Genomic DNA, 16,820 nt, shown 5'->3' on the forward strand with positions numbered 1-16,820 from the left:
TTATGAAACGATATATTAACATACTGCTACTTGTTTTGCTACCTTTTACAGCGTTAGCACAGCACATTCGTGTGTTGGCACCACGCCAAGTGGAGGTTGGAGAGCAGTTTCAAATAGAGTATATTATATACACCGACAATGTAGAAGGACTAAAATTAGGCAAGATGCCTACTGGTGTTGAACTCTTAGCAGGACCTTATTATACCTCGCAACGCAATCTACAGATGGTGAATGGCCACATGAATAGCAACTCATCAGAGTCGTATACCTACGTATTTATGGCAACAAAGCGAGGCAATTTCAACATTCCGCCAGCCAAAATTATAGTGAATGGACAACATTTAGCGTCTACTCCCGTTAAAATAACCGCCTCTGGAAATGCCAATATAAACCGTTCTGCACAGATAAATGGTAGCGCAAGAGCCGATATAAGTGCTGTACGACCCGAGAGCAGAGTACCTACAGGCAAAGATTTGTTCGTAAAAGTAACTGCAAACAAGCGTACTGTGCACGAACAAGAACCAGTATTGCTTACCTATAAGGTGTATACAAACGTGAATTTGATACGTATGGCAGGCAAAATGCCCGATATAAAAGGCTCGCATGTACAGGAAATTCCATTGCCACAACAGAAAACTTTCCGCACCGAAAAGCTGAATGGGCGCACCTATCACACCACTACGTGGAGCCAATATGTGGTTTATCCGCAAATAACAGGTAAGCTACGAATACCATCTGTTACCTTTACAGGAGTGATAAGACCTACTTTAGACGACTTCGATCCATTTGCTTTTATGAACGATGGTGGCGATATTCCACGACAATTACAGGCAGAAGGGCTTACCATAGATGTTGTACCATTGCCACAAAAACCAGCTAACTTCTCTGGAGCAGTGGGAAAACTCAGTATGACAGCACAGTTAAGTAAGAGCAATATTAAGGAAGGCGACCCCATAAACCTACGTGTTGTAATAGCAGGAATAGGCAATTTGAAACTTATGCGACAACCTATTGTGAAGTTTCCTAATGGTTTTGACGTGTACGATTCTAAGCAAACAGACAAGACCCACCTTACTTCGAATGGCGTAGAAGGTAGTATGGTGTACGATTTTTTGGCTGTTCCACGTAAGCAAGGTAAGTATACTGTGCCACCAGTTAGCTTTGTTTACTTCGATACAACCACCAATTCGTATAAAACTCTCACCACTCAAGCCTTCCAAATAAGTGTGGCTAAGGGCGATGGAACCACACAAAGCGTTGAGGCTTTCACCGGAAATACAAAGCAAGATATACACGGATTGAAAACGAAAGAGACCGATATGCTGGCAGAAACCAACTTCTTTAACTCGTGGGGCTATTGGATTGTGTTGCTGTTAATACTCGGAGGCTTTGTAGGAGCACTTGTAATGCTTCGCAAACGTGCAAATATTAAAGGCGATATAGCCCGACTTAAAGGCAAAAATGCTGAGCGTGTGGCACTGAATAGGCTGCATAAAGCAAACGTTTTCATGGAAATGCACAAGGCAGAAGACTTCTATGACGAAAACTTAAAGGCTCTTTGGGGATATGTTAGCGACAAATTAACTGTGCCAGTAGAGCAACTTTCGCGCGAAAATATAAAAGAAAAGTTTGCTGAACTCGGCATAGATGGAAGCGTAATTGATAAGTTTATAGAAGCATTAGACGAGTGTGAGTTCCAGCGTTATGCCCCTGGCGACGAGCAAGGGAATATGTCTCTCACCTACGATGCAGCTGTTAAAGCCATTACTGATATAGAAGAAGCAATGAGAAACCAACGCAACAATACCAGTAAGAAGGCAAATGGCAAATCCTTTTTACTATTATTCGCCATAGTTATAGCCCTTTCGGCTATTGCGCTACGTGCCTCTGCCAACACCTTAGATATGGCTGCAAAGGCTTATAATAAGGCTAATTATGCCGAAGCTATACGCATTTACAAACAATTAATAAAGCAAAAGCCGTCGGCTATACTCTATTATAATTTGGGAAATGCCTATTATCGTAACAACGAAGTTACCCAAGCTATTATTGCTTACGAGCGTTCGCTGAAGTTAGTTCCTAGCGATGAGGACGCAAGATACAACTTACAGTTAGCTCAATCTAAAACTATTGATAGGCTATCGCCCGAGTCCGACCTCTTTCTTACACGGTGGTTGCACGCCATAGTCTATTCTTTTAGCATTGATACGTGGGCTATTATAAGTTTATTGGTACTCTTGTGCAGCCTGTCGTTTATGCTATTATACTTCTTAGCTGTAGATGTTAAACGCCGTAAAATAGGGTTCTTCTCTGCTTTATCGTTCCTTTTGCTATTTATGTTCAGCTTCTCTTTTGCTAAAATACAGCAAAACGAAAAACGAAATACCAACCAAGCTGTAATTGTTGCCTCTATTGCTACCGTGAAAGCAACACCCGATGTCAAGGGCGAAAACGCTGTTACACTGCACGAAGGTACGAAAGTAGATATAGTAGATAGTAGCATTAGTGGGTGGAAAGGCATACGCTTGCCCGACAATACTACTGGCTGGATACCCACAAACCAGTTAGAAGAAATATAGAAAACTATGCTCTGATGGATTTTTCTTCACTTCTTGAATACGACAAAACCTTGTTGTTGGCTTTCAACAACAACCATAATATGTTCTTAGACCACGTTGTGCTGGTGTTTACATCGGGCTATACGTGGATACCGCTCTATGTTTCGTTGTTCTATCTTATTGTTAAAAACAACGAAAAATGGGGACGCATTCTCCTTATAATGGGTTCCTTAGCTTTGTGTATGCTTATTTCAAACGCTGGAAACGGCGGTTTTGTGAAACCATACATAGCCCGACTACGTCCATCGTCCGACCCTTTGCTTGCACATACCCTCTTTTTGGTGAACGGTTATGCCCCCTCTGGCTTCAGTTTCTTCTCTGCTCACGCCTGTAATGCCTTCTCTGTGGCAGTGTTTTTTATGTATTTAGTGCGCAGCCGCCTACTTTCCATCTTCCTTTTGGTATGGGCTTTCATCGTTGTATGGACTCGTTTGTATCTCGGCGTGCACTATCCGTCCGACATTTTCGTGGGTATGGTGGCAGGAACACTCAATGCAAGCTTGTGTTACCTTATATATAAACGAATAGAACGCCATGTAGCACCCCTTTCAACCTATAGAACCAAACAGTTTACACGAACTGGTTACGAGGTAAAAGACATAGATGTGGTGCTCTGTACAATAGTGTTTACTTGCATTTATTGCATAATTAGAGGCGTAATAGAGATAGGATTATAAAATAAAAACAAATGTTAGAAGATACAAAACATATAAAAATATCGGACTACGACTACCCTTTGCCCGACGAACGTATTGCTAAATTTCCACTTTCTAAGCGCGATAACAGCAAACTTTTGCTATATAAGCACGGAGAAGTGGGCGAAGACGTGTTCTGCAACCTACCTAAATATTTGCCCAAAAACGCACTTATGGTGTTCAACAATACCAGAGTTATTCAGGCACGTATGCACTTTAGAAAAGAAACAGGAGCATTAATAGAAATTTTTTTAATGGAACCTGCACAGCCAACAGACTACGAACTAATGTTCCAAACCAACCAACAATGTTCGTGGCTCTGTATGATTGGAAACCTAAAAAAGTGGAAAGAGGGCTCACTAAAACGGGCATTCCAAATAAACGGACACGATTTGGTGCTAACGGCTACTGTAAATCGTACTAAAACAAATGCAGCTGTTGCTGGTGGAACCAACCATTGGGTAGACTTTGTATGGGACAATTGCCACGTAACATTTGCCGAAATATTAGAAGCTGTGGGCGAATTGCCAATACCACCTTACCTAAATAGAGAGACAGAAGAGAGCGATAAGCAAACCTATCAAACCGTTTATTCAAAGGTAAAGGGGTCTGTAGCCGCACCAACAGCGGGCTTACACTTCACCCAAAATGTGCTGCACGACATAGATAAAGCTGGTATAACACGCGACGAACTTACATTACACGTAGGCGCAGGAACGTTTAAGCCTGTGAAAAGCAGCGAGATAGAAGGACACAATATGCACTCCGAATATGTGGTAGTGCACCGACACACCATAGAAAACTTGCTTTCGCACAACTGTAAAGCCATTGCTGTGGGAACAACAAGCGTGCGAACATTAGAAAGTCTTTACTATATGGGGGTGAAATTGGAACGCAATTCGAACGCCACCGAAGACGAATTGCACGTTGAACAGTGGGAACCATACGAACAAGAACACAACTCTAACGGACTTATATTGGTAAATGGAACACCCGTTAGCGTGGAACGTGCACTGCAAAACCTGCTGTCGTACTTAGACAACAACGGCTTAACGGCACTGCATACAAGCACTCAGATAATTATAGCACCCGGATTTACCTACAAAATAGTGCAAATGCTTGTAACCAACTTCCATCAACCACAATCCACACTCTTGCTTTTGGTAAGCGCATTCTTAGGAGGCAACTGGCGCAAAGTGTACAACTATGCACTCGAAAACAACTTCCGCTTCCTGAGTTATGGCGATAGCAGCCTCCTCATACCATAGCCTAAACAATGGCAAAACATAGAGGCAGCGTTGTTAAAAACATAGTGCCAAAAACAAGTATGTAATTGTCTGTTAATAAGAAGGTTACAAAGCACTCTGCAAAAACCCTATTTTTGGCTTGCAAAAACCCCCTTTTTGGTTCGCAAAAACATAGTTTTTGCAACGTAAAAACCCCCTTTTTGCAAAGCCAAATATAAGCAATAGCCTTTTGTAAACAGATATAACAGTAATAGAAACATAAAAACATAGAATATGAAAATAGGCGATAAAGTACGCTTTTTAAGCGAAGTAGGAGGTGGAAAAATCTCTGGCTTTCAAGGCAACAATATAGTATTAGTGGAAGACGAAGACGGTTTTGAAATACCAACTCCCATTAACGATGTTGTTGTTGTGGGCAACGACGATATGGCAAAAGCCAAAATAACCAAGCTAGAACAAGCAAAAGACGAAAAAGAAGAGGGAAACGCAAAATCCATAAAAGCCCAATTAAGCGACAATACCCCCATCGATACCAACAAAACAGGTATAGACGACGAAGAAGAAGACTACGATCCTGCCGACAAATTTGTGCCGCAGCCACGCGAACGCGAGGGAGGCAACACCCTAACAGCCTATTTAGCTTTTGTGCCAACCAAGCCACGCGAAATGAATAACACCGATTTCGAAACGTATATAGTGAACGATAGCAACTACTATATACATTATTTATATATGGTAGGCACCAAAAACCAATGGCAATGCAAAGCAGTAGGCGAGTTAGAACCCAACACAAAGCTGTTTGTAGAGCAGTTCTCATATTCCGATTTAAACACTATAGCCGAAGCAAGCATACAAATATTTGCCTACAAACCCAACAAAACATTCGAACGTAAACCCACACTCAATGCACATATACGTATAGATGGAACCAAGTTTTACAAGCTAAACACCTTCCGAGAGAACGATTTTTTCGATACACCAGCACTACTTTACACCGTAACCGAAAAGGAAAAGGCTCCCGAAACCATTATAGACACAAAGATAGAACTGCCTAAAAAGTTGCAAAGCAGCAACACACAAGCAGTGGAACCCACCCCACAGCCAGCCCGAAAACCATTAGAACGCAGATACGAAAATAGTCAGAGTAAAGCAAAATATGCCAAACAAATTCTTAAAAACGATAAAATTGTTGTAGATTTGCACGCTGAAGAGGTGTTGGAAACCACTGCAGGGCTAACGCCAGGCGATATATTAGAATATCAGATGGGCATTTTCCGCAGCACTTTAGAACAGTATAAGAATAAAAATCAACAGAAAATAGTATTCATTCACGGTAAAGGCGAAGGCGTTTTGCGCCGTTCTATTATCCGCGAACTAAACTATAAGTACAAAAAATACCATTTTCAAGACGCGTCGTTCCGTGAGTACGGCTATGGCGCAACACAAGTAACAATAATAACCTAACATACTTTTAAAACGAATGAAATACGGATTTATCAAAGTGGCAACGGCAATTCCAGAAGTGCGAATAGCCGACACTAAGTTCAATCTCGATGCTATTGAAAAGCAAATAATAGCTGCAGAAGGTCAGGGAGTAGAGATAATAGTCTTCCCAGAGTTCTGTATCACAGGCTATACATGCCAAGATTTGTTCCGACAACAGCTATTACTCGACAACTCAGAGCACGCTATGATGATGCTACTCGACTTTACTCGTCAGCTAGATATCATAGCAATAGTAGGCATTCCAGTATGTGTTGGACCACTATTGCTAAACTGTGCCGCTGTGGTTCAGCATGGAAAGATAATAGGAATAGTGCCAAAAACATACCTTCCGAACTATGCTGAGTTCTACGAAAAGCGGTGGTTTGCATCGGCTCGCGACCTTTGTCCAACACAAATACACTATGCTGGACAAACCATATTGGTAACACCGGCTCGCCAAATATTCAGAACAGACGGCGGAGTAAAGTTCGGAATAGAGATATGCGAGGACATTTGGGCACCCATTCCACCAAGCAACGCACTAACGTTGGCAGGTGTTGAAATAATGTTTAACCTATCGGCGAGCACCGAACAGATAGGTAAGCACCACTATTTAGAGTCTTTGCTGGCGCAACAAAGTGCTCGTACCATATCGGCATACGTATATAGCAGTTGCGGTTTCGGTGAAAGTTCGCAAGATGTAGTATTCGGTGGCAACGCATTTATATACGAAAACGGTGGGCTTATTGCCAAAGCCGAACGCTTTTCGCTAGACCCTCAACTCGTAATAGGCGAGGTAGACGTAGAGAAACTACGTACAGAAAGACGCTCGAACACCACTTTTGTGAATGCACAAAAGGATATGTATGTGGACCCAATAGGGGGTGTGCTGCCCGAAAAAACATACATTAACTGCTTACCAAGGCAGAATGCTGAACGCGAATTTACCCTTACACGCAAAATAAACCCACAACCTTTCATACAAAGTGGACACATGGAAGATGCTTGCGAAGAGGTTTTCAACATTCAGGTAATGGGTTTGGCAAAACGATTAGTACACACCCATTGCAAGAAAGTGGTGATAGGAGTGAGCGGAGGTCTCGATTCTACACTTGCATTGCTTGTATGTGTGCGTGCGTTCGACAAGCTAAAACTAGACCGAAAGGGTATTCTTGCCGTAACAATGCCAGGTTTTGGCACCTCCGAACGTACATATACCAATGCTGTTGCCCTAATGGACGAGTTGGGAGTAGATACAAAAGAAATAAGCATAGTGCCATCGGTGGTTCAGCATCTCAAGGATATTGACCACGATACAACTACTCACGACTCTACGTTTGAGAATGCTCAAGCTCGCGAACGCACCCAAATTCTAATGGATTTGGCTAACGAATACAATGGAATGGTACTGGGAACAGGCGACTTAAGCGAGCTTGCGCTGGGCTGGTGCACCTATAATGGCGACCACATGAGTATGTATGGAGTGAACGCAAGTGTACCAAAAACACTTGTAAAACACCTTGTTGCATACGTGGCAAGCATTACAGACAACGAGAAAGTGGCAGAAGCATTGCGCGATATTGTAGAAACACCTATCTCACCAGAGCTTACTCCTGCCGATAAAGAGGGCAAAATTCAGCAGAAAACAGAAGATTTTGTTGGACCATACGAGCTAAACGACTTCTTCTTATACTACTTTTTACGACACGGTTTCCAGCCTTCTAAGATATTTTTCCTTGCAAAACACGCCTTTGAAGGTAAATATAGCGATGCTGAAATAAAGAAATGGCTTTACAATTTCGTAGTTCGCTTCTTCCAAAATCAGTTCAAACGCTCTTGTTTGCCCGATGGTCCGAAGGTGGGAACGGTGAGTTTGTCTCCTCGAGGTGATTGGCGTATGCCGTCAGATGCCAATTCTACCGACTGGTTAGCAGAGATAGAACAGCTCTGAAACGTAGGTTTCGAGTAATAAAAACGAATGAAAAGAATTTCTTTAATACTTATATTATTCTTTATTGCCATATTGGGAAGAGCTCAATATGGCAATTATCTACAACTAACAGTGGTAGAATTGTTGCAATATCAGCAGCAAAAGCTACGCAAAATGCCAACTGTTGAACCCTTTAAGCGATATGGTTTGCGCCGAATAATGGCAACAAAGTATTTAGATAACAACGATTTACGACATATTTGGGGGTGGCATTTGCAACCAAACGAGCAGTATCAGAGTTCGGAACCATTGTATAAACTCTTCCGAAAAACCGACGAATCGTCGCTTGCTGTTATAGATACGCAGGGTGGAAGTACCGAAGTTGTGTTTTGGGATAAGGCTTATTATCGCCGTTTTGCACAACAATTGCGCAATATTGGCTTTGTTGTTGGCAACAGTCAAACGGCATCTAACGTGCTACAGTTCCGTAAAGTGGGTGTTGCAGTGCATGTAGATGTAACCATTTGGCCCGATGTTTACATTTTAAAGGTAGAGTAAACTAGCGGCTTGTTTTAATGTTTTGTTTGGTGTTTTAGGTATTTTTTATATACTAAAGCCACAAGAATGTTTAGTTTTCTTAGGGCTTCTATCGCCATTATTCCTAAAAAGCGATGTTTATTCCTGCATTCACTGTGGTGTAATTCTTACGAATTGGCACAATGGGAGTAGTATCGTAAATGAGCCGATAGGCACAATTTAAGCCGATAGTTGGTGTAATGTGGTAAGCCAAATCTACTGCTGCACCAAATCGGGGTGTCTTAAAATAGCTATCGGGACGCACCTGATAGATGCCTGTTGCTATGATATCCCAATGCGGTCCGAACGTATATTTAGTGCTAAACGATAGGTGATGCTTTATGTAGCGACTATAAGCGTGGGGTTTTGTGCCTGCTGGTGGAGTGGGATATTCCCACTTTTCAAATTCGTAATATAGGGCTGTGTTGGCAAAAAGTAGCCAATGTTTAGACTCTAAAAATCTATAACGTGCCTGAATACCACTAGAAATTTTAAACGTCATACCCCTACTGCCTGCCCATTGCGACTCCATATAGGGATAAACTTCGAACTTTCGGTGGAGCAGATAGCGATATTCTAAGTGCGCATAGCCACCACTTACTGTTATATCTTTACCGTAAGTAGAAAACTCTAACTTGTTTATAAGGTTGATAATACGCTTCTTTTTAATTAGCAAATTAAGGTTGGCTGTGTTCTTTAGTGTGAATACGTTTTCCTTTTCTGTCTTGAAATCCAACTCAGGTTGTAGGGAGCCTTGTATGGTTTTCGTGCTATCTATATTCATAGTAAGGTTCTCTGAGAAAAGCATTTGGGCATTTGTATGGAGCGATATTGCCATAAAAAACACGAGAAAGGCACATTGTTTTATGCTCACTATGCCTTTACAAAAGTAGAAAACCCTTTGTATAAGCAGGTGAATAACCTTTTTGTTCGCTTCTTTATGGTGGGCGTTAAGCCTTGTTAGTGTTCCCTGAACCATTCTAAAATATATGTTTTGCTTGTTTTTTACCAATTTCCCTGCAAAGTTAAATATAATATTCTAAATAAGTATCCCCCCTTCTTTGTTTTTATTACAAAAGTCTTGGGGATACAAAGAAAATTGTTTATCTTTGCAATAATAATTAAATTAGACAGATTATGAGACGATTTATTTTAATAGGAATTATGGTATTGTCTGCTATTAGTGGGTTTGCTCAAGATGCAACAAAGGTGCAAACCCTAAAAGAACAGCAGAAAGTGTTGAACTTAACCTCTAAATTAAACAAGCTTCAGTTAGACTATGAGAAGGCGAAAGCCGACTATGATGATATTATTAGTAAGGTTGCTGATGCAAATGCAGAGGCAAATATGGTTACAACAGACTTCAATACGTCTGATGCTTCTAGCACTGTGAAAGATGCAAAAGACACTATTAAGAAGCTAAAAGCTACAAAAGCTGCGAACAAAAAGTTGGCTAAAATGCAAAAGAAACTAAGCAAAATGCAAAAGAAAATAGCTAAACTGCAATCGCGTATAGACGATATGAATAAGAAAATTAAGTTTGTGAATCAATAAGAAATTGGTTTCCTTTAATGGGATAGGGGTTTTAGTTTTTCTAAAACCCCTATTTGTTTTTTCCAAAAAGGGGGTTTTTGCAATGCAAAAACCATACTTTTGGCGTGTAAAAACCCCCTTTTTAGAAGGCAAAAACCCCCTTTTTGAAAAACCTTTTTAGCGTTTTGGTACTTGGCTGATACATAGCTTGTTAGCATAATGGGTATATACAGAAAACCGCAGTATAGATGTGGCTATACTGCGGTGTGTAGAAGGTTGAGTGCATGTGCAGATATTATTCTGCTAAGGTATTATTATTTAAATGTAAGTTCGTTGGCATTGGGGCTTTTTCCAATAGAAATGGTATCGCCTTCGTGCACTTTTCCTGCAAGAATTTGCTCGCAAATGCCATCTTCAATGTAGTTTTGAATGGCACGTTTCAGCGGTCGTGCTCCAAACTGAACATCGTATCCCTTTTTAGCAACCAGTTCTTTGGCTTTGTCTGTAATGGTTACGTTGTAGCCAAGTTCCTTTATTCGTTTAAACAAACTACGCAGTTCTATGTCTATAATCTGCTTTATGGCAGCGAGATCGAGCTGATCGAAGGTGATAATTTCGTCTAAACGGTTAAGAAATTCGGGTGCAAATTGCTTACTTAAGCTCTTTTGTATAATGGCACGCGCACGTTCTTTGTCTTGTTCGTTATGCGAAATGGCATTCATATTGGTAGCTGTGAAGCCCACACCTTGCCCAAATTCTTTGAGCTGACGGGTACCTGCATTAGATGTCATAATGATGATTGTGTTACGAAAATCAACCAATCGTCCATTACCATCGGTCAGTCTGCCTTCGTCTAACACCTGCAACAGCATGTTAAACACGTTTCCGTGTGCCTTTTCAATCTCATCTAACAACACAATAGAGTAGGGGTGGCGTCGCACTTGCTCTGTAAGTTGCCCACCTTCTTCGTATCCTACATATCCTGGAGGTGCTCCTACGAGGCGCGAAGTGTTGAAACTCTCCGTGTATTCGCTCATATCTATGCGTATAAGAGCATCTTTTGAACCGAACATAACCTCTGCGAGCTTTTTAGCTAAGTAGGTTTTTCCCACTCCAGTAGGTCCAAGAAACATAAACGCACCTATTGGGTGGTTAGGATCTTTTAGCCCAATGCGGTTACGTTGAATGGCTTTAACCATTTTCTCTATGGCTTTATCTTGTGCTATAACCTCGTGTTTCAGGTTGTCAGCCATATTAACAAGTCGTGCACTTTCGCTTTCCTGCATTCGCTGAACCGGTATACCTGTCATCATAGACACCACATCAGCCACTTTGTCGGCACCAATTTCCACGCGGTTACTATCGTCTCCACGTTCCCATTTCTGCTGTGCTTCTTGCAAATTACGCTCTAAAGCAGTTTGTTTATCACGGAAATTGGCTGCGAGTTCGAAGTTTTGGTTCTTCACTGCGTCCTTTTTCTCCTGTGCAATCTCGTCCAACTGCTTCTTCAGTTCTATTATTTCTGGTGGCACTTGTGCATTTTGTAGATGTACACGAGCCCCCACCTCGTCCATAGCATCAATAGCTTTGTCTGGGAAAGAACGGTCTGTGATGTAACGGTCTGTCAGTTTGACACACGCTGTAATAGCATCATCGGTGTACGAAACGTGGTGATGCGCCTCGTAACGGTCCTTAATGTTATTAAGAATTTGCAAGGTTTCGTCTACCGTTGTAGGCTCAACTAACACCTTTTGGAAACGTCGTTCTAATGCGCCGTCCTTTTCAATGGAATTCCTATACTCGTCTAACGTAGTGGCACCAATGCACTGTATGGTTCCACGTGCTAGGGCAGGCTTCAGTATATTTGCGGCATCCATAGAGCCAGGAGTAGATCCTGCCCCGATGAGCGTGTGTATCTCGTCGATGAAAATAATTACATCAGGGCTTTGTTCAATCTCTTTTATAAGTGCACGGATACGTTCTTCGAACTGTCCACGATATTTTGTGCCTGCCACAACCCCTGTTAAGTCGAGCATTACAACACGTTTATTAAAGAGAATAGGCGATGTAAGGCGGTTCACAATTAGTTGTGCAAGTCCCTCAACAATAGCACTTTTGCCTACGCCAGGCTCTCCTATGAGAATAGGATTGTTCTTTTTGCGTCTGCTTAGAATCTCGCTTACTCGCTGAATTTCCTTCTCTCGTCCAACAACAGGGTCGAGTTTACCTTCTGCAGCCGCCCTTGTAAGGTCGGTTCCAAAGTTATCTAACACAGGCGTATTGCTCTTAGGCATATTTGCTTGTGCCGTTTTTGTGCCTCTGCTGCTACCGCTGTGTCGGTTCATAATGGGGTCTTCTTCTTCCTCTTCGTCAGCCATTCCCATACCATCTTGTACAGGTTTGGTGGGTTGCTGGAGCATTTCGAGAGCTGTTGTATAGTTAAGATTGTTGTTTTGCAACACTTCTTTTGCTCCATTTTCTGTATTATCGTGTAGAATAGCTAGCAAAATGTGTTGTACATCAACAGTTTGTGTACTTTGTATACGTGCTTCGAGTACTGCCAATTTTAGTATATTACTAGCCTGCTCGTTCAGCATTATGTCGTTAGAGTAGGTCAGTTGGCTTTGTTCTTCGCTTTTTATGCGTTCTTCCAGCTGGCTTTTTATGTTCTCTAAATTAAGGTTTAATGTCCCAAACATATTGCTGACAGTGCCTTCTCTCTCTCTTAAGATGGCGAGCATAATGTGTTCTGGTCCTACAGAATGGCTCAATAGCCTTTCGGCTTCCTCTCGACTGTACGACAGAACCTCTGAAACTTTGGGTGAAAACTGATTTATCATACTTATGTTGTACCTTTCTTTTTATATAATTAGGTATGTACCTTGTTTGGTTTATAGTGCAAATGGTGTGCCAAACAAAAAAAATGGCAAGCGAAACAGAGTCTGTTTCATCTTGCCATTGTGGTTTTTATAATGCCTCATCGTCTGGTTTACGAATGTTTCTCACCTTTTTTATTTGCAGGTGTCGCTTCTTTCGTAACCATTCAGCCTTGCGTTGTTCGTACTCTTCGTAATGTTTCTCGAGAAAGTTATCTGCCATTGAATTTGCTATACACTACCGATATTTTTATATTGCCCATCGATTGATTTCCTCCAAGTAGCATTACGCTCGACAATCCCATATAGTGCGATATCCTATTTACTACCTCGTTGTTCTGCTCATCTTTAGATGTTCTCACCTCTACTGGTATTACAAGCGCCTTACCCCAGTTAGTATTGCTGGCAGAAGTGGCTCTGTTGCGAGCGAAATAGTTTATTATTCCAGCCATATTATCGAACTTATAGCTGTTTGTTTGGGAGTTATAGCGGGCTAAGAACGATGTTTTATTGTTGAGAACCTTATTCTCGTTGAAGAACGATTCTGCCAATTCTGTAGGTATTAATAGCACATATTGGGGTATATTCATCTTGTAAGATGAAGTGGTATGACTAATATAGCGTTGCAATTCGAACTTTGCTGAGTTCAAAGTGTCGTTCTCGTGCCCATGCATAATCTGGTTTACGGGTAGTTCTACTTCGGTAAACAAACCTGCAGGTGTCTTTAAATACGATGCATTTGGATTGTTTGCGAGTGTTTGTAATTGAGTTCTGTCGAATACAAAGTTAGTTAGTTGTAACACTTCTTCGGTACTTGTGAAGTGGGTTGCGCCTGTTTTCACCTTATTTCCGTCCTTTGCATCTTTGTAACGATAGTATATTACAAGTTGAACAGCTGCTATATTGGCAATGGAACCTATCCCATTTGTTACCTTAAAGTAGAATCCCGGACACACGTTATGTAGGAAATTGTATATGTTTTGGAAGTTATTTGGGTTCTCATAGAACTTCTGCATCATATATGTTCCATAGTTATTATATTGTATTCCCGACTTATCTGTGTATGTTTGGTTAAGTTTTATGCGTATATTTGGTGTGTGATTTTTGTCTTTCTTCACGCTATCGGGCACCGCAAGTTCTGTTAATGTGTACGTAGTACTAACCTCTAATCCGTTGTTAGCGGCAGTTCTGATATATCCTTCTGCCTGTGGGTCGAAGTTAGAATAGTTCTGTCGTCCCTCTTCTGCTGGTTTATCAAGTTCGTACGTAGTGATTTTGATAGGTGCTAATGAGTCTCCATAGTGCGAATAGTAGTACAATCGCAGTTCACAAGAGTCTGCAATAATTTTCCCGTTGGGGTCTTTGCTTGTTACTATGCTTTGTTCTGGCATTTGATAGTTAGGCAATACGTAGAGCTGAGACATTAAATTGGCTGTTACATCCGACTGTGTTTCGGGGTCTTTTAGCTTTCCCAGAAACCCATCGGTAGCTCGTGAGAGTATGTTACTAGCCAAAACGCTGTGCGAACCAATATTAAATGTATCGGCTTGTACGTTAAGTTTGTCTGTCTGATCGGTGAGAGTACCTCCTATTCCATCGGTTGTATCATCGCAAGCAGTAAGGGCTAATGCCATAAAAGCTAGCCCAAAAGCTAATATTTTTGCTTTCATTCTATTATCTTATTGTAGAACTCGGTGTATTTTGTCTTTACTTCTTCTTCGTTATCGGGCTGCAACAGTATTTCTTTTTTATTGTCTTTGGCGTACTGTATAAGCTCTTTGTTCACGTTGTTACTAGTTTGAATGATACCATCAGAGTAGTCGATAACAAGTTTTCCTAACTCTTTGAAGTCGAAATTGTCGCCATATTTCTCTATCAAACTTAGTTCTGCACTTTTAAATTCGAGGCATTGTTTAAACTTTTTGCCCAAACTTCCACGTGGTTGTTCGGTAAAAAGCGATGTAACAACCTTTGATTTGGCAAACTGTGGTTCGTCTTTGTAGGCTGTTTTTACATAGAATGGTATTACAGCAGACATCCAACCTTGGCAATGAATTACGTCTGGAGCCCATCGAAGCTTCTTTACTGTTTCCAAAACACCCCGTGCAAAGAAGATAGCACGCTCTCCGTTGTCAGGATAATCGTTGCCTAATTCGTCCTTAGTCATAGCTGAACGTTTCTGGAAATAGTCCTCGTTGTCAATGAAATAGACCTGAATGCGTGTTTGTGGTATACTTGCTACCTTGATGATAAGTGGGTGATCCATATCGTCGATGACAAGATTCATACCCGAAAGTCGTATTACTTCGTGCAATTGTCCGCGCCGTTCGTTAATAGCAGCCCATTTAGGCATAAACGTTCTTATCTCAAACCCTGCGTCTTGCATACATCGTGGCATATCAGCACCAAAGTTTGCCATCTCCGAATTAGGGACATACGGTGCGATTTCTTGGTTGATAAACAATACTTTCTTTCCCATTTATAAATGCTTTACTGTGTGCAAAGGTACGAAAAATAATTGGAATTGTAGGCTAAAAATGTGGAAATAGTGTCTAAAAGGTGGCATTTGAACATCTTTTTAGCTATTTCTTACGAGTTTTAAATAAATTTGTTGTTACTTTGCAGCCAAATTATTGAGACATCAAAATGAAAGTATTTGAAAGGATTGTCGATTTAAAGAATGAGCTGTTCTATCTCCGCAAGCAAGGAAAAACCATTGGATTGGTGCCTACAATGGGTGCTTTACACGATGGACATGCATCGCTGATTAGGCGGAGTGCACAGCAAAACGATGTAACAGTGGTATCGGTGTTTCTTAATCCCACCCAGTTTAATGATAAAAACGACTTAGAACGCTATCCGCGAACATTAGATGCTGATTGCAAATTGGCAGAAACGAGTGGTGCCGACTATGTTTTTGCGCCATCGGTAGCCGAAATGTATCCTACACCAGATACCAGACACTTTGAATTTCCCCCACAATCTACAGTTATGGAAGGGGCTAAACGACCTGGACACTTTAATGGTGTGTGCCAAGTAGTTAGCCGTTTGTTCTACATAGTGCGTCCTAATCGTGCCTATTTTGGCGAAAAGGATTGGCAGCAAATAGCTGTTGTGAAACGTTTAGTAGATTTTATAAATGTTGATGTAGACATAGTTGAATGTCCGATAGTACGCGATGAAGATGGACTGGCAAAGAGTTCGCGTAACACTTTACTCTCTGCTGACGAGCGTGCCATAGCTCCTTATATATATAAGGTGTTGAAGGCAAGTACTAACGAGGTGGAAAAACTTAGTGTTCAGGAGTTTCATAACAAGGTAATAGCCGACATTAATGCTGTTGATGGGCTAGAAGTGGAGTATTTTGATATAGTAGATGGCAACACGTTGCTGCCAGTAAAATCGTGGGACGATACGCCTTACATTGTGGGGTGCATAACCGTTTATTGTGGTAAAACACCTATCCGACTTATCGACCATATTAAATATAAGGGCTAAATTAGTATGCAGATTGAAGTATTAAAAAGCAAATTGCATTGTGTTAAGGTTACTGAGGCAAACCTTAACTATATGGGAAGTATTACAATCGATGAAGATTTGATGGACGCTGCCAATATGATTGCTGGCGAAAAGGTGCAAATTGTGGACAACAATAATGGCGAACGGCTCGAAACTTACATAATAAAAGGTGAGCGTGGTACGGGTTGTATTTGCTTGAATGGGGCTGCTGCACGGAAAGTTCAGGTGGGCGATACGATTATTATTATAAGTTATGCTCTAATGGATTTTGAGGAAGCGAAGACTTTTAAACCCACTATAGTATTCCCAAAAGAGGGTAACTGTTTATAGCGAACGGCTTC

Annotated in this window: 14 protein-coding genes; 9 read left to right on the forward strand and 5 right to left on the reverse strand. The window is 41.3% G+C overall.

Annotated elements, in window-relative coordinates; genetic code table 11:
- Positions 1–2 precede the first annotated feature (2 nt).
- The 6 genes from DX009_RS11555 (at position 3) to DX009_RS11585 (ending at position 8,533) form a co-directional block, all read left to right on the forward strand.
- Positions 3–2,579, forward strand: a complete 2,577-nt coding sequence (locus DX009_RS11555) for a BatD family protein (RefSeq protein WP_115084190.1) — start codon at positions 3–5, stop codon at positions 2,577–2,579.
- Positions 2,580–2,593: 14 nt separating this feature from the next.
- Positions 2,594–3,295 carry a phosphatase PAP2 family protein gene (locus DX009_RS11560; protein WP_006045947.1) on the forward strand — a complete coding sequence of 234 codons (702 nt, stop codon included), beginning with the start codon at positions 2,594–2,596 and terminating at the stop codon, positions 3,293–3,295.
- A gap of 11 nt (positions 3,296–3,306) precedes the next feature.
- Positions 3,307–4,581: an S-adenosylmethionine:tRNA ribosyltransferase-isomerase gene (locus tag DX009_RS11565; protein WP_115084191.1), complete on the forward strand. Its 1,275-nt coding sequence runs from the start codon at positions 3,307–3,309 to the stop codon at positions 4,579–4,581.
- Between the two features lie 252 nt (positions 4,582–4,833).
- A complete protein-coding gene (locus tag DX009_RS11575; RefSeq protein WP_115084193.1) occupies positions 4,834–6,024 on the forward strand; it encodes a DUF2027 domain-containing protein in 1,191 nt (396 codons plus the stop codon).
- Positions 6,025–6,040: 16 nt separating this feature from the next.
- Complete coding sequence (locus DX009_RS11580) at positions 6,041–7,996, forward strand: NAD(+) synthase (RefSeq protein WP_115084194.1); 1,956 nt, start codon at positions 6,041–6,043, stop codon at positions 7,994–7,996.
- Between the two features lie 27 nt (positions 7,997–8,023).
- Entirely contained in the window at positions 8,024–8,533 is a 510-nt protein-coding gene (locus tag DX009_RS11585; RefSeq protein ID WP_115084195.1) for a hypothetical protein, read from the forward strand.
- 103 nt (positions 8,534–8,636) lie between these two features.
- Here DX009_RS11585 and DX009_RS11590 read toward each other — a convergent pair whose 3' ends face one another.
- On the reverse strand, positions 8,637–9,530 hold the full coding sequence (locus DX009_RS11590; RefSeq protein ID WP_006045953.1) for a hypothetical protein: 894 nt from the start codon (positions 9,528–9,530) through the stop codon (positions 8,637–8,639).
- A gap of 158 nt (positions 9,531–9,688) precedes the next feature.
- On the opposite strand from DX009_RS11590, the gene DX009_RS11595 reads away from it, so the two are divergent.
- Positions 9,689–10,105, forward strand: a complete 417-nt coding sequence (locus DX009_RS11595) for a hypothetical protein (RefSeq protein WP_115084196.1) — start codon at positions 9,689–9,691, stop codon at positions 10,103–10,105.
- Positions 10,106–10,398: 293 nt separating this feature from the next.
- Here the strand turns inward: DX009_RS11595 and DX009_RS11605 are convergent, their stop codons facing one another.
- The 4 genes from DX009_RS11605 to DX009_RS11620 form a co-directional block, all read right to left on the reverse strand.
- Positions 10,399–12,924 carry an ATP-dependent Clp protease ATP-binding subunit gene (locus DX009_RS11605; protein WP_115084198.1) on the reverse strand — a complete coding sequence of 842 codons (2,526 nt, stop codon included), beginning with the start codon at positions 12,922–12,924 and terminating at the stop codon, positions 10,399–10,401.
- 127 nt (positions 12,925–13,051) lie between these two features.
- Positions 13,052–13,183, reverse strand: a complete 132-nt coding sequence (locus DX009_RS11610; RefSeq protein ID WP_006045957.1) for a hypothetical protein — start codon at positions 13,181–13,183, stop codon at positions 13,052–13,054.
- The gene (locus DX009_RS11615) at positions 13,173–14,630 is read right to left on the reverse strand and encodes a DUF4270 domain-containing protein (RefSeq protein WP_115084199.1); all 1,458 of its coding nucleotides are present in this window, start codon (positions 14,628–14,630) and stop codon (positions 13,173–13,175) included. Before DX009_RS11615 ends, DX009_RS11610 begins: the two co-directional genes overlap by 11 nt.
- Entirely contained in the window at positions 14,627–15,439 is an 813-nt protein-coding gene (locus DX009_RS11620) for a glycogen/starch synthase (RefSeq protein WP_006045959.1), read from the reverse strand. The genes DX009_RS11615 and DX009_RS11620 overlap by 4 nt, the downstream gene beginning before the upstream one ends.
- 167 nt (positions 15,440–15,606) lie before the next feature.
- On the opposite strand from DX009_RS11620, the gene panC reads away from it, so the two are divergent.
- Together panC and panD are read left to right on the forward strand one after the other, a co-directional pair.
- Positions 15,607–16,458 (forward strand): pantoate--beta-alanine ligase, encoded by an 852-nt coding sequence (gene panC / locus DX009_RS11625; RefSeq protein WP_115084200.1) that lies wholly within the window; start codon positions 15,607–15,609, stop codon positions 16,456–16,458.
- A 6-nt stretch (positions 16,459–16,464) separates the two neighbouring features.
- Positions 16,465–16,809 carry an aspartate 1-decarboxylase gene (gene panD, locus DX009_RS11630; protein WP_115084201.1) on the forward strand — a complete coding sequence of 115 codons (345 nt, stop codon included), beginning with the start codon at positions 16,465–16,467 and terminating at the stop codon, positions 16,807–16,809.
- Positions 16,810–16,820 lie beyond the last annotated feature (11 nt).

The sequence above is a fragment of the Prevotella pallens genome (assembly GCF_900454935.1).
GTDB classification, from domain to species: domain Bacteria; phylum Bacteroidota; class Bacteroidia; order Bacteroidales; family Bacteroidaceae; genus Prevotella; species Prevotella pallens.

Bases quoted from the DNA above. Each gene is read 5' to 3' on its own strand.
- DX009_RS11555 (WP_115084190.1), top strand. From the start codon at position 3: ATGAAACGATATATTAACATACTGCTACTTGTTTTGCTACCTTTTACA.
- DX009_RS11560 (WP_006045947.1), top strand. From the start codon at position 2,594: ATGGATTTTTCTTCACTTCTTGAATACGACAAAACCTTGTTGTTGGCT.
- DX009_RS11565 (WP_115084191.1), top strand. From the start codon at position 3,307: ATGTTAGAAGATACAAAACATATAAAAATATCGGACTACGACTACCCT.
- DX009_RS11575 (WP_115084193.1), top strand. From the start codon at position 4,834: ATGAAAATAGGCGATAAAGTACGCTTTTTAAGCGAAGTAGGAGGTGGA.
- DX009_RS11580 (WP_115084194.1), top strand. From the start codon at position 6,041: ATGAAATACGGATTTATCAAAGTGGCAACGGCAATTCCAGAAGTGCGA.
- DX009_RS11585 (WP_115084195.1), top strand. From the start codon at position 8,024: ATGAAAAGAATTTCTTTAATACTTATATTATTCTTTATTGCCATATTG.
- DX009_RS11590 (WP_006045953.1), bottom strand. From the start codon at position 9,530: ATGGTTCAGGGAACACTAACAAGGCTTAACGCCCACCATAAAGAAGCG.
- DX009_RS11595 (WP_115084196.1), top strand. From the start codon at position 9,689: ATGAGACGATTTATTTTAATAGGAATTATGGTATTGTCTGCTATTAGT.
- DX009_RS11605 (WP_115084198.1), bottom strand. From the start codon at position 12,924: ATGATAAATCAGTTTTCACCCAAAGTTTCAGAGGTTCTGTCGTACAGT.
- DX009_RS11610 (WP_006045957.1), bottom strand. From the start codon at position 13,183: ATGGCAGATAACTTTCTCGAGAAACATTACGAAGAGTACGAACAACGC.
- DX009_RS11615 (WP_115084199.1), bottom strand. From the start codon at position 14,630: ATGAAAGCAAAAATATTAGCTTTTGGGCTAGCTTTTATGGCATTAGCC.
- DX009_RS11620 (WP_006045959.1), bottom strand. From the start codon at position 15,439: ATGGGAAAGAAAGTATTGTTTATCAACCAAGAAATCGCACCGTATGTC.
- panC (WP_115084200.1), top strand. From the start codon at position 15,607: ATGAAAGTATTTGAAAGGATTGTCGATTTAAAGAATGAGCTGTTCTAT.
- panD (WP_115084201.1), top strand. From the start codon at position 16,465: ATGCAGATTGAAGTATTAAAAAGCAAATTGCATTGTGTTAAGGTTACT.